Origin of the sequence: Rhizorhabdus sp. (assembly GCF_018006725.1) — a bacterium.
Taxonomy (GTDB): Bacteria; Pseudomonadota; Alphaproteobacteria; order Sphingomonadales; family Sphingomonadaceae; genus Rhizorhabdus.
The window spans coordinates 1-12,366 of sequence record NZ_JAGMXV010000149.1 but is presented as its reverse complement, the minus strand read 5'-3'; the positions used below and the strand labels follow the sequence as shown (position 1 = coordinate 12,366).

Below are 12,366 nucleotides of genomic sequence, written 5' to 3'. Positions count from 1 at the left end.
ATGCGGGCACTTCCCAATCCGGCTTCCGTTCGGAGATCGAAGAGGAACGTCGCCTCGCTCAGCTCAGCGATATCGTCGAGATGTACGAGGACTGGAAGGCAGGGATCAATCCAGGCGGCCCCATGCGATCGAAACTCGTCGCCGAATTTACAAGCATCAGAAACAAGATCGGAGATCTGCCCGGCACGGTCGTTGATGATCGGCGCCGCGCAAAAATGCTCTCGAACACCGCCGTCACGCTTCATCCGGGTTATATCAACGACTGCTTCTTCTATGCCGACCACGCCCTCTGCTTGAAGGTGAAAGGAGCTGAGGCGCAGCCGGCATTTACGAGGTGCCAGCCTGCTCGTTGTCCGAACAGCGTGGTGGCGAGGCGGCATGTGCTGGCTCTGCAATCATGCATCGCAGATGCCGAGACCATGAAAAATGGCAAGAACATCAGCCCGATCCAGAAACACGCCATTGAGGCACAGATCGATATTTACAGGCAGTTGCTGGAACAGGTCGAACGATGACGACGAAAGCGAACCCTCCCCGGAAATCGCAAGCCACCGTCGCGCTGCTTGACGCCTATAACCGCTTGCGCGACGGCAAAGGCACCGCGACGAATGGCAAGCTGAGCATAACCAATGTTGCGCGCGAGGCGGGGGTCAGTCGAGCGACGGCCTATCGATGCTCCAAACTTCTCGCTTTGTTCGATGAAGCTCCGAAGCCGCCGAAGGCTAAACCACAAAGCACGAGCGGCAAGGCCGAGCTGCGAAACGTGATCAACCAGTTGCTCAATCGTATCATCATGCTGGAGGCTGCGTTGGAAGCCAAAGACGCGGAACTCCGGCAATTGCGCTCAATGCTGCCAAAACCACGGCCGGCCGACTCATGATGCGAGCAAGTCCTGAGGACATTACAATCGACGCCACGTTGCACGCTCAATTCGCTCTACGCTACATGGCGACGCGAGACCGCCACGGGCGGGCTACGCATTGAAGGCAGGTTCAGTGTAAAACCCTCCCCGCTTGCGCAGCACTGATCCTCCCCTGCACAACGCTTGATGGATTTTGGTTGGGCCCATCACTCGACGAAGAATTCCCTCAATCAACGGCCCGCCTGCGACCAGCAGCTTGAATGGGTATCTCGCATGTAAATGACCGCGATTGGCCGTAAGGAGAACGGCAGGTATGGACCGCGGAAGGCAAACAACTGCCATTCTTAGGCTGGCGATGCAGGCCCCAATGCTTCGATAATACGGCAATCCGCAACGATGCCGCCATCGCAGGAATCAATTACCGCCTTCAGCTCTTTGCGAAGCGCCGCAAGGTCCGAGAGCTTGCGGTCAACTTCAAGTAGGTGCTCTTTGGCGATCCGGTCGATACCGGCGCAATCGCAGCTGCGGTCGCCCGAGATGCTTAACAGCGCACGGACCTGATCGAGCGAAAACCCGAGGTCGCGGGCCCGGCGGATGAAGGACAGTCGGCCAAGTTCCGCCTGCCCATAGTCCCGGTAGTTGCTCGTTGTCCGCGCCGGCTTAGGCAGCAGGCCGATTTTCTCATAATAGCGGATCGTCTCGATCTTCGTGGCCGTAGCCTTGCCCATATCGCCGATCGTGAATGCCATACCCTTGACCCTGTAGTTGCTACAGGCCCTATATAGCCTGTCATCACCGAAACAGGAGATGCATATGGCCGGCGGATGCTGCGGCGGATCACAGGACAATACCGAAAAGCTGAACGATGCGGCATGGCGGCGCGTGTTATGGATCGCGCTTGTGATCAACGCGGTCATGTTTGGCGTGGAGATTGTCGCCGGTGTCACTGCCGGGTCTGCATCGCTCAAGGCCGATGCGCTCGACTTCCTGGGCGACGCTGCCAACTACGCGATCAGCCTCGGCGTCGCGGGCATGGCGCTGGCGTGGCGAGCGCGGGCGGCTATGGCCAAGGGCGTATCGATTCTGTTGTTCGGGATTTGGGTGCTGGGCAACACGATCTGGATGGCGACGCAGGGCATAGTTCCAGCTGCTGAGACCATGGGGATCGTGGGCGTGATCGCAATGGTCGCGAACCTTGCCTGCGCCGCGATGCTCTGGCGTCACCGCGCGGGTGACGCCAACCGGCGCTCGGTCTGGATCTGCTCGCGCAACGATGCGATCGGCAATATCGCCGTGGTCGCCGCAGCGCTGGGCGTGTTCGGCACCGGCACGGGCTGGCCGGACATCGCTGTCGCAGCAATCATGGCCGCGCTCGCGCTGTCCGGCGGATGGCAGATCATCCACCAGGCGCGCGGTGAACTGAGGAGCAGGCCTATTCTCCGCCGAAGCGAATCCGCACCCCTCCGTTGAGGACAAACCCGTCGGTCGGTGCCCAGGCATCGACCGTCCATGCCCCCGCCGGTGCGCGACGCGGCAGGAGCAGCCGGTCATATTTCGTCTGCCGCACATTGAGCAGGTTTTCGGCATTGAGGAACAGGCTGACCTTGCCCAATATCACTTCGCCCATAGCGCCGAGCTGGACATAGGACCTGCTTTGCGTCCGGTAGGGATTGTCGTCCGGTATAGTATGCCTCGATCCCGAAACGGCCACGCCCTTCCTTCTCCCACATTCCGACAAGGCCCGCGCTGTCTCGGGGCGTCAGTGGTACGATCCGCCGACCAGAGCCATCGAGATCGGGTTCATTCGCGGCGACATGCACGTAGCTGCCGGTCAGAGACAGAGCCTGCCAGCGATAACGTAGCAGCACTTCGGCGCCGCGCGTCCGCGTGACGCCATCGGCATTGATGAGCGTGACATGATCCGCGTCCACCGTCTGCAACTGTTGGGCATGGTCAATGCTCGAGGCAAACAGGTTGAAGTTCGCTTCGAACGGTCCGCTGGCGTAGCCGAAGTCGATCGACCCGCTGTTGGCAAACTCCGCTTTGAGCTTTCCATAAGGCAGAAGGCGCGCAAGGCCATTGGCCTCTGTCTCCTCGACAAACGGTGTCGGCGCGTAGAAGCCGCGTCCCAGCGACGCACGGATCGTCCAGGGCCCAGGGCGATAGAGCGCGGAAAGGCGCGGGCTGACATGTGAGCCATAGTCGCTATGCGCATCCCAGCGCAGGCTCCCCGCCAGGGTCAGCCGGTCGGCCAGTTCCTGCTCACCCTGCACGAAAAGCGCGGGCACGGTATAACTGTAATCGAAGGCTGAGAACGCTTTGGACCGATAGTCGTCCAACTGGATCGCAGCGCCTGCCAGCCATGTCGTCTCGCCTGCCTTGCCGCCGAGCGAGGCCTCAGCGAATGCCGTGCGGTGGCGGTCATTCTCCACTGTCTTGCCGAAGACATGGCGATGCGATTGGGTAACGCCGGACGCGCGCAAACGCAGCGTGCCGATGCCTTCCAGCGGTGTTTCGGCCGTGAGGCCGAGGTCGTAGCGCCGGCTGTGCAGCGTCTGCGCGAACGGCGATCCGTCCGGCGCATTGGCTTCCGGCATCGTTCCGCCGTCGCGCTGCTCCGCCATCGCGCCGAAAGTGACCAAGGCTTTGGTCCCATCGGCAGTGTTGACAAACAGACGGGGCCGGACTGTGAAGCGCTCATAGCCGGGCATGTCGGCCCAGCCGTCATCGTTCAGATCCTGTCGGCTTTGACGGTCATAGCCAGCGGTGACCGAGGCACTGAACACGCTGCTGAGCGGCGCGGCGACATACCCCGTCACATCCTGTCCGTCACGACTGGTAGCATTGAGCAGGAGTTCGCCTTGCGACTCGCTGGCCGGACGACGCGACACCAAATTGATGACGCCGCCCAGTGCTGAGGGACCGTAGAGCGCCGATGCCGCGCCCTTGATGATCTCCACCTGGCCAAGATCGGTGGGCGGGATTTGCAGCAGACCAATGGAGGGTGTCTGCCCACCATAGAGGGGCAATCCGTCGGCCAGGATCTGCGTGTAGCGGCCCTTGAGGCCTTGGATGCGGACATTGGCCGCGCCTAGCGCGGGCGATGTGGTCTGAACCCGCACGCCCGGCGTCTCGCTGACGAGCATGGCGATGTTGCCGGGGCGCATGAGGAGCTTTTCTTCAATCTCCTCGCGATTGATGACATCGACACGGATCGGTTCGTCCTGAACCCTGCGCCCCGTCCGTGTCGCCTGGACCACAATCTCGGTCTCAGCCTCCTCTGTGTGGTCGGCCTGGACCTGTGCTTGCGCATAGGCTGTACCGGCCATCATGGTTGCAATAACCAGCGCGCTGCTCCCGACACAGACCCTGCCGGCACGAACCATCAAACTCACATTGCCCCCGTTCCTGCCCGACATCTGACGCCGGGTACGGAAGGCTCCATAAGACCTGTAGCGACTACAGGGTCAAGAACGGTTTTCAGGATCTGCTATTGGCCGTTGAAACGTCCGGGACGGTGCGCATTGCGTCGGGAGCGCGCGTAGGCCCGGACATTCTCCTGACGGTAACACCGGCAGCCTTGTGTAAGCCGCGCAGCCGATGATGACCTTCAGAAGGCAGCGTGACAGGTCAAGCAGGAACAGTTATCAGGGGGCGCCGAGAATAGAGTAGCAGGGTGGTGTCTCCTGCGCCCGCATATCGTGGGTTCTTCCCTGCCGCGGCGTCAACCTGACCATGTCGGGAAGACGCCTTGTTATGACAGGGCCGTGCTTTCCGATGGAAAAATGCTGATTCCGAGGGAAGCCGCCCCCTCATTCCGAAATGATGCCGCCCCCCTGTTCCGAGAATTACTCGCCCCCTGATTCCGAGATGATGTCGCCCCCTTTGCGGGGATGACGATGAAGGTCCGCTGCTGGGATTAGGTTTGCTTCCTTTGGGTTGTCCGAGGGAGGGAGCCGATGTCGGCGGAGCGATTGAGTATGCGACGGGTTCGCGAGATTTTACGGTACCGGTTTGAGCAGGGGCTGGGTCACAAGGCGATTTCGTATCGGGTGGGCGCCGCGCCCTCGACGGTGCGCGAGACGCTGAGGCGGGCAGCGGTCGCGGGTCTGGCTTGGCCGCTGGGCGCGGATGTCAGCGATGCCGTTCTGGAGGCGGCGCTTTACCGCGCGGCTGGCACCAAGACCGGCCATCGCCGCTGCCCTGAACCGGACTGGGCAGCGATCCATCGCGAGTTGAAGCGCAAGCATGTGACGCTGCAGATCGTGTGGGACGAATATATCGCTCAGCATCCGGAAGGTTATCGCTACAGCCGGTTCTGCGATCTCTATCGTGGCTGGGCGGCGAAGCTGCCGGTCACGATGCGGCAGACCCACGCCGCCGGCGAGAAGCTGTTCGTCGACTATGCGGGCGACAAGGTGGCTGTCGTGGTCGACCGGCTGACCGGCGAAATCCGCGACGCGCACATCTTCGTGGCGGTGTTGGGTGCATCGAGCCTGTCCTATGCCGAGGCGAGCTGGACCGAGACGCTGCCCGACTGGATCGCGGCGCACGTGCGGGCGCTGGAAGCCTTCGGCGGCGCGCCTGCCCTGTTCGTGCCGGACAATGCCAAGGTCGCGGTGATCAAGGCCTGCCTTTACGATCCACAGGTCAACCGCAGCTATGCCGAGATGGCGGCACATTACGACAGCGCGGTGCTGCCGACCCGTCCGCGCCGCCCACGCGACAAGGCCAAGGTGGAGGCCTGCGTGCTGATCGTCGAGCGCTGGCTGTTCGGGCGCCTTCGGCATCGGATCTTCTATAGCCTGGCCGAACTCAACGCCGCGATCGGCGACCTGCTCGCCGACCTCAATGACCGCCGTATCATGCGCCGCGTGGGCCAGACCCGGCGCCAGCTGTTCGAGGCCATCGACAGGCCTGCGCTGAAAGCTCTGCCGCTGGAACCCTATGTCTTCGCCGAATGGCGGCGGCGGCGCGCTGGTCTCGATTATCATGTCGAGATCGAGCGCCATTATTACTCGGTCCCGTATCGCTTCGCGCGCGAGCCGGTCGAGGCGCGGATCACCGCGCGTACGATCGAACTGTTCCACAAGGGTGAACGGATCGCCGCCCATATGCGCGGCTCCGGCAATGGCCGGCACACGACGATATCCGAGCATATGCCGTCATCCCACCGGCGCTTCGCCGACTGGACGATCGAACGCATCGCCACCGAGGCGGCCGCGATCGGCCCCTGTGCCGCCCTGCTGTGCGAGAAAATCCTGACCGATCGCCCGCATCCCGAGCAGGGCTTCCGGGCCTGCCTGGGCATCGTGCGCCTGGTGAAGGGCTTCGGCCGCGAACGGGTCGAAGCGGCGTGCAGCCGGGCGCTCGATATCGGCGCACGCACCTATGGATCGGTCCGATCGATCCTCGACAACCGGCTCGATCAGGCGCCCGCGCCCCGGCAGGCGCGCGACGATCGGACGATCACCCACCCGAATATCCGGGGTTCCCGCTACTATCACTGAAGGAGATCATGATGCTTCAACATCCCACTCTCGACCGGCTGAACGCAATGGGGCTGGCTGGCATGGCCAGGGCGTTCGACGAACTGGCCGCCAATGCCGAAGCCGAGCGGCTCACCCATCCCGAATGGCTGGCGCTGCTGCTCGACCGCGAATGGAGCTTCCGCCACGACCGCAAGCTGGCCGCCCGGCTGCGGTTCGCCAAGCTGCGCCATCAGGCAACCCCCGAGGATGTCGATTATCGCAGCCATCGAGGTCTCGACCGGGGGCTGTTCCTCAAGCTCGTCGCTGGTGACTGGATCGCCGCTCGCGACAATCTCGTCATCTGCGGCCCGACTGGCGTCGGGAAATCATGGCTGGCCTGCGCGCTAGGCCATAAGGCCTGCCGCGACGACCGTTCGGTGCTGTATCAGCGGGTGCCCAAGCTGTTCGCCAGCCTGGCGTTGGCACGCGGCGACGGACGCTACGCCCGCATCCTGGCCAAGCTCGGCAGCGTTCAGCTCCTGATTCTTGATGACTGGGGGCTTGAGCCACTCGATGCTCATGCCCGCTACGACCTCCTCGAAATCCTAGAAGAGCGTTATGGCCGTCGCTCGACGATCGTCACCAGCCAGCTGCCGATCGCGGCGTGGCACGAGGTGATCGGCGATCCGACCTATGCCGACGCCATCCTCGACCGGCTCGTCCACAACGCCCACCGCCTGGACCTCGACGGTGACAGCATGCGCCGGGTCAAATCCCCTTCAGAGGCTTGACGACCGGCACGAACGAAATAACAACAGACGTAGCCAGCACGGCCCTGTCTCCGGGGGGGCGACATCATCTCGGAACGAAGGGGCGCAATCATCTCGGAAACGAGGGGCGGCTTCATCGGAATCGGCAGGAAAAACGGAGCGCACATGAATTACGTCCTACTCGCGGTGGCGATTGTGTCTGAAGTGATCGGCACAACTTTCATGAAGCAGAGCGAAGGTTTCACCAAACTAGCGCCCAGCCTTCTCACTGCCCTCTCGTACATCGTGGCTTTCTACTGCCTGTCGCTGACATTGAAGACCATTCCCACCGGGATAGCTTACGCAATTTGGTCGGGCTGCGGCATCGTATTGATCGCAGCCGTTGCCTGGATCATTCAGGGGCAAAAGCTGGACTTACCGGCAATGGCGGGAATGGGTTTGATCGTGACTGGTGTCATCGTGATGAACGTGTTCTCGCAGACTGCTGCTCACTGATCGGTCGGGGTCGGCAGCTTCCGGGGATTGCGGTGCATCGGCTGAGCGACCGGAATGGGCGCGTAACAGACATTTCCCAATCTGTCGGCGCAACGATCAAGGCCGCATCAGCAAGTCCCGACGGGCAATGGCAAGTCAGTTTCTTCCGCTCAGCAAAGTCATTCCGGATGCCGCCGCGACGAGTCGCACCGCCTTCGGCGGTTGCGCTCGGGACAGTTGCAAAGTGCAGTAGCGCTTTGCAACTGTCCCGAGCGCTTCAATGGCCTCGGATCGTCTCAAACGGCGGATAATTTTGTAGCCCATAAATAAAGGGTTGCGGTGAGACGAGACACCATCTGCAAACATAAGAAGAAGCAGGCCGACTTGGGCGGCACGGGGAGGCCTTCGGCGACAATGCGGGCGGTGCAGTCTGCGCGATCCCAGTTCCAGCGGCGCAGGGGATAATCGCACCGATAGAGGGGATCGTCGATCGAGAGCGCATGGTTGGCGCGCGCAGTGTCGCGGGGTCCGGCATCGTAGCCGATGAGGCGTATGACCCGCTGACCCCTGCTCCATGCCTCGATCGCCGGTTGCCAGGTCTTGAGGAACGCGTCCTGCGGCGCTTTCTTGTATTTGAGGCTGCAACTGGAGCCGCCGAGCGATTTGCTCGGCAGCGTCGCATTGGTCAGGCACATTTCCAGGATGCCGTAATAGGGCGGCCAGTGCTTGAACCGTTTGGGCGTGTACGAGACGATCTCGTGCCGGATGCCCCGGTCGCGCATCCAGGGGCCGATTACGTCGAGATAGGCGTATGTTTCCGGTTTCTCGTTGCCGGTGTCGGCTGTCAGCACGAGGTCGGGAGTTGCCCCGCGGGCATGCAGTTCGAGCAGCAGCGCAGTGCTGTCCACGCCGATGCCGTAAGCGAGGACCACTGGAGGCCCCGGGATGGGCATTGTCATGACGGTTCCTCCGGCTCGAGATAGCTGTCGAATGGGGGACCGACCGCCTCGATCCAGGTGTCTTCGCGATCGAGTTCGGCGATGCGCGCTTGCAGCGCCGCCTTGAGTGCTCCGGGGTCGAGATCCTCGCCCTTGGCGTCGCTCGACACAGCGCTGAACGCGATCGTGAACGCGTGATTGTAGCGCGCCATTTCAGGCGACCTCGGGAGCGGACGCCCCGGTTGCGCGGGGCGCGATGCCGATGTCGAGCCGGTCGCGGCTCATGACGATGGTGACGGTGCGGTCCTCGGGAAGAAGGTGACGATGGTTGAAAAGCCGCGCGCGGATACTGTTTTCGAGCGCCGCGTCGTCGCCTTCGAGCAGACCGATGATGCGTTCGGCCGCGTCGGCGCGAAATCGCTCCTGCTGGGTCTCGTAGCTGTCCGCGTCGCTGTCTTCGCTGGCGTAGAAAATGGCATTTTCAAACAGATCGGCAACGTCCTGCGCGGTCATGGCGGTGCCGCGGCGAACGAAGATGCGGGTTTCCTCGACAGAGTTGCAGGAGAACTGGTCTGGCGCGAACGCGACATCGGCTGCGCATTCCACGGTGGCGAGGACGCCGGCTTGACCGATCGTCGCTAAAAGCGTGATTGCCTCGACAAATCCGTCCTCGGCTTCGATCGGCGCTTCCTTGCTGTCGGAGATCGTGAAGGTGCGGTCGCCCTGCGTGACGCGGAAGACAACGTCCTCGACGCGCGAGAGACGGTCGTACCAGCCATAGCCGGTGAAGGCGTCCTGGGCTTCGACCAGCGGTCCGCCGAAGGGGTTTTGCGCCGCGACCGCAGATTGCACCGGTTGGGCGACCAGCGCGTCGAAGTCGGGCATCAGGACCATGGCGGGATCGGTTTCGCGCATGCCCGTTTCGTAATTGCGGCTGCTGTCGGCCGCGGGCGCGGACCAGGTAAAGAGATACGGTGCCGCTTCGGGGAGAGTAACACCCATGTCTCTTGCGGCGCGCCAGTCGTGAAACGAGAGCCGGTGCCTGTCCTGCGCGGCGATCGCCCGGAAGATGGCGACGTGGACGGCGTGCCGCAGGTCGGCGATGGCGGCGTTCTCGACCACTTCCTTGCGTGCGGGAAGCACGAGCTGGATCTGCGGCGCATCGAAAATGTCGACCTTGGCGATCCAGTGCCCGCCGCGATCGACCTCCTGGACGAAAGGCAGGGCGCAGGGAATGGTGACGCCGTGGAAGTTGAGGCGGTGATCGCGCGAGGAATAGTGGGAGGGATTTTTCCGGAAGACACCGATCCGGGTGCCGTTCCATTCCTCGACATGATCGGCGTCGGCGAGCCAGTCTTCGTAGGGAAGGGCCTCTCCATCGAGGAGCACGGCAACCGGATAATGTTTCGCGGCGCGCGTAATGTCGTCGCGCAGGGTGCGGACCCACTCGCCCGGCACGCAGACGGTGATGGCGGTCCCGCAGGCGATAGGATCGGACGTGATCGCGATCGGGCGGCTCGTTTCCCAGGCAGTGGCCGGGATGTGCGCCATCCAGCCCTGGCGATCGGGCCGCGAGTAGGAACGAATAATGACATTCCGCCCGGCGAGGCTGAAGACGCCCATCCCGGCGGGATCTTCGGCGCGGCGGGTCTCGTCGGACCATCCCGACCGACCCAGTGTCACGATCGAGGCGGGGTCGGCAATGCCGTGACCGTCGTCGACGACATGGAGGAAAGTGTCGGCGCCCGATGTCTGGATCGACACCGATACGCACTGCGCACCGGCACGGCGGGCATTCTGGAACAGTTCGTTGATGACGTCGAAGGCGGTGTTGTTGAACAGCCGCGTCACCTTGGAGATGGTCTCGGGTGCGACGGCGGTTGCGATGGTGGCTGGGATCATGGGGACGCTCCTCGTGGCTGGCGCGCTTCTTCACGCCTCCCCGCTCGTTCCCTCTCCCCTCTCCTGATCGCTGGGGAGCGTCTGCTCTTGCAGGAATGTCCCGCGCCCGCCTCGAAAAGCCCCGACCACGGTGCCGCCGTCCCAGTGACCTCCAAGAATGCCTTTGCGCACGATACCGCAGACAGGAGCCCTGCGCGCGGCGAGAAGCCGTGCGCGGCGGGTATCGCGGTCTATCGGTTCGCCTGTCGCGATGTCTGTCAGGGATCTGAGCGGCTTCATGGCTTGTCTCCGGGGATTTCTTCCATGGCAAGGATCTGGTCGAGTGTCGGTGGGGGCGTGCAGCGCGGTCGACGGCCGAACAGCAGTCCCATCTTCTGAGCATATTTGTGGACGGCGGCATGGTTCCGGCCCAGTGCCGTGACGACATCGGCAAAGGCGACGCCATTGTCGTAGGCGCGCTTCAGCGCATGGCGTTCGTCGTCCGTCCAGGGCTTCTGATATCCATGAACCAGGCCGAGGTTATTGGCGCGCGTGAACAGCGACGCCTTGGTGCGCCCCATGCGCGTCGCCAGTTCGGTCATTGGAATCTTGCCATAGAGCGCGCGCAGGGTGGCGATATCGTCGTCGGACCAGACCGGACCGCCGCGAAAGCCGTCCCGCATTGCATGGGTGCCGCGAAGTCCAAGATATTCGCTGCGCCAGCGGATCGAGTAACGGGTCCGCCCGAGACGCGTCAGGAGGGGTGTGAGGCTTTTGCCCTCCCGATAGGCAAGCGTGAGGAGAGCGTCCTCTTCGGGTGTCCATGAACGTCCCCAGCCCCGCCCGTAGCCGAGGCGTTGCAGGATCGCCTTGATTGCGATCTTGCTGCGTTCGCAATAGCCTGCTTCGACCAGCAGGGATGCGATGTGGCCGTAGCGATGCCCCTCTTCTGCCAGCGACAGCGTGAGCATGGCCTCGGCCTCGGTCCAGTCGGGGGGCTTTGCCGGATGGCGAAGGCCAAGACTGTTGGCACGGCTCGCGGTCCCTGACACCGGGCGGCCGATAAGGATCGCGATCTGGGCGATGGGTACGGCGGCGGCATATCCATGCCAATGCCGCGAACCAGAACGGGAACAGGCGTGTCCCTGTTGACCGCACCCCGAACATCATTGGAATGGAATCCACGGCCCCAGTTGGCGTAGAGTTCAAGATGCGGCGTAACCTGATAGGCGATTGACGCCTTGGGAGAGAGAATCGACGCTGAGCCACTGCCTTCGCCCAGCGACGCCGCAACAGAATCTCGTGCACGCACGGAATAGTGATAATAGTCCCCGCGAAGACCACCTGTCACACGCAGTCCCGCCAAGGGTTTCCAAGCGACTTCGCCGTAGAGCGCGGAAGACAATTCCCCGACCCGGTAGTGCCCGAGTGACGCAAGAAATGCGCGGGCAGCCGTTCGATCGACACCAACATTCCCGACGGCGTCGTATCTGTTTTCGGTGCCAAGGCTCACAGCCAGACTGTCAGCGATTTCCCAATGTTTTTGTGCGGACAGCCCGAGGACCCAACGCCGGTCGAACTGCTTGATCTGCGCGCTTGTGCTATCCGGATCGGTGTAAGTGGGGTTCGAGAACATCGACCAGTCATAAAACTGGGCATAGACATTGGCGCGCCATGTCGGTTGCTTGACCGCGATGTTAGCCACCAGGCGCGTCGTCTCACCCCGCGCGGAAGGATCTGGAGAGCAGAACACATCCGCACACAACGCCGTGCCGATAATGCGCTCGGGGATTTGCTCGGTTGGGTGCCATGTCGCCCGGTAGGCATGGAGAGATGCCTCCAATGTGCCCGCACCGGTCGGCATCCTATATCTCGCGCACCCCGACTAGTGGCGCAGACGTTCAGGTTCCTGCCACGGTCCGTCATAGGTCTTGGCCTGGGCGACAAGCGTCAGGTCCCCAGCCCCCAGC

10 protein-coding genes and 3 pseudogenes are annotated in these 12,366 nt (G+C 62.7%); 6 read left to right on the top strand and 7 right to left on the bottom strand.

Features of this window, described 5'->3' with window-relative positions:
- Positions 1–515 (top strand): annotated as a pseudogene (locus KAY22_RS18225) (hypothetical protein); the annotation flags it as partial.
- Complete coding sequence (locus KAY22_RS18220; protein WP_010409068.1) at positions 512–880, top strand: hypothetical protein; 369 nt, start codon at positions 512–514, stop codon at positions 878–880. The pseudogene KAY22_RS18225 and the gene KAY22_RS18220, both read left to right, overlap by 4 nt.
- A gap of 326 nt (positions 881–1,206) precedes the next feature.
- Here the strand turns inward: KAY22_RS18220 and KAY22_RS18215 are convergent, their stop codons facing one another.
- Positions 1,207–1,611, bottom strand: a complete 405-nt coding sequence (locus KAY22_RS18215) for a helix-turn-helix domain-containing protein (protein ID WP_066675305.1) — start codon at positions 1,609–1,611, stop codon at positions 1,207–1,209.
- 64 nt (positions 1,612–1,675) lie between these two features.
- Here KAY22_RS18215 and KAY22_RS18210 point away from each other — a divergent pair, with 64 nt between their 5' ends.
- Positions 1,676–2,332, top strand: a complete 657-nt coding sequence (locus tag KAY22_RS18210) for a cation transporter (RefSeq protein WP_066675301.1) — start codon at positions 1,676–1,678, stop codon at positions 2,330–2,332.
- A 77-nt stretch (positions 2,333–2,409) separates the two neighbouring features.
- Here the strand turns inward: KAY22_RS18210 and KAY22_RS18205 are convergent, their stop codons facing one another.
- A complete protein-coding gene (locus KAY22_RS18205) occupies positions 2,410–4,248 on the bottom strand; it encodes a TonB-dependent receptor (protein WP_231729948.1) in 1,839 nt (612 codons plus the stop codon).
- 594 nt (positions 4,249–4,842) lie between these two features.
- Between KAY22_RS18205 and istA the strand changes: the two genes are divergently transcribed.
- The 3 genes from istA to KAY22_RS18190 all read left to right on the top strand — a co-directional run bounded on the left by istA (position 4,843) and on the right by KAY22_RS18190 (position 7,598).
- A complete protein-coding gene (gene istA / locus KAY22_RS18200; protein WP_082730872.1) occupies positions 4,843–6,372 on the top strand; it encodes an IS21 family transposase in 1,530 nt (509 codons plus the stop codon).
- 11 nt (positions 6,373–6,383) lie between these two features.
- On the top strand, positions 6,384–7,124 hold the full coding sequence (istB, locus tag KAY22_RS18195) for an IS21-like element helper ATPase IstB (protein WP_066675312.1): 741 nt from the start codon (positions 6,384–6,386) through the stop codon (positions 7,122–7,124).
- Positions 7,125–7,268: 144 nt separating this feature from the next.
- Positions 7,269–7,598: an SMR family transporter gene (locus tag KAY22_RS18190; protein WP_066675293.1), complete on the top strand. Its 330-nt coding sequence runs from the start codon at positions 7,269–7,271 to the stop codon at positions 7,596–7,598.
- Between the two features lie 341 nt (positions 7,599–7,939).
- Here the strand turns inward: KAY22_RS18190 and KAY22_RS18185 are convergent.
- From KAY22_RS18185 to KAY22_RS18165, 5 genes and pseudogenes are all read right to left on the bottom strand, one after another.
- Positions 7,940–8,536: pseudogene (locus KAY22_RS18185) on the bottom strand (hypothetical protein); the annotation flags it as partial.
- A complete protein-coding gene (locus KAY22_RS18180) occupies positions 8,533–8,727 on the bottom strand; it encodes a hypothetical protein (RefSeq protein WP_296624711.1) in 195 nt (64 codons plus the stop codon). The pseudogene KAY22_RS18185 and the gene KAY22_RS18180, both read right to left, overlap by 4 nt.
- A 1-nt stretch (position 8,728) precedes the next feature.
- Positions 8,729–10,417, bottom strand: a complete 1,689-nt coding sequence (locus KAY22_RS18175; protein WP_296624710.1) for an ATP-binding protein — start codon at positions 10,415–10,417, stop codon at positions 8,729–8,731.
- A gap of 275 nt (positions 10,418–10,692) precedes the next feature.
- On the bottom strand, positions 10,693–11,448 hold the full coding sequence (locus KAY22_RS18170) for a hypothetical protein (protein WP_296624712.1): 756 nt from the start codon (positions 11,446–11,448) through the stop codon (positions 10,693–10,695).
- A 47-nt stretch (positions 11,449–11,495) separates the two neighbouring features.
- A pseudogene (locus tag KAY22_RS18165) lies at positions 11,496–12,366 on the bottom strand (TonB-dependent receptor); the annotation flags it as partial.

What these genes read in the sequence shown, in the direction of transcription:
- KAY22_RS18215 (WP_066675305.1), bottom strand. Translation starts at nt 1,611, where the DNA reads ATGGCATTCACGATCGGCGATATGGGCAAGGCTACGGCCACGAAGATC.
- KAY22_RS18205 (WP_231729948.1), bottom strand. Translation starts at nt 4,248, where the DNA reads ATGGTTCGTGCCGGCAGGGTCTGTGTCGGGAGCAGCGCGCTGGTTATT.
- KAY22_RS18175 (WP_296624710.1), bottom strand. Translation starts at nt 10,417, where the DNA reads ATGATCCCAGCCACCATCGCAACCGCCGTCGCACCCGAGACCATCTCC.
- KAY22_RS18210 (WP_066675301.1), top strand. Translation starts at nt 1,676, where the DNA reads ATGGCCGGCGGATGCTGCGGCGGATCACAGGACAATACCGAAAAGCTG.
- KAY22_RS18180 (WP_296624711.1), bottom strand. Translation starts at nt 8,727, where the DNA reads ATGGCGCGCTACAATCACGCGTTCACGATCGCGTTCAGCGCTGTGTCG.
- KAY22_RS18220 (WP_010409068.1), top strand. Translation starts at nt 512, where the DNA reads ATGACGACGAAAGCGAACCCTCCCCGGAAATCGCAAGCCACCGTCGCG.
- KAY22_RS18190 (WP_066675293.1), top strand. Translation starts at nt 7,269, where the DNA reads ATGAATTACGTCCTACTCGCGGTGGCGATTGTGTCTGAAGTGATCGGC.
- istB (WP_066675312.1), top strand. Translation starts at nt 6,384, where the DNA reads ATGCTTCAACATCCCACTCTCGACCGGCTGAACGCAATGGGGCTGGCT.
- istA (WP_082730872.1), top strand. Translation starts at nt 4,843, where the DNA reads ATGCGACGGGTTCGCGAGATTTTACGGTACCGGTTTGAGCAGGGGCTG.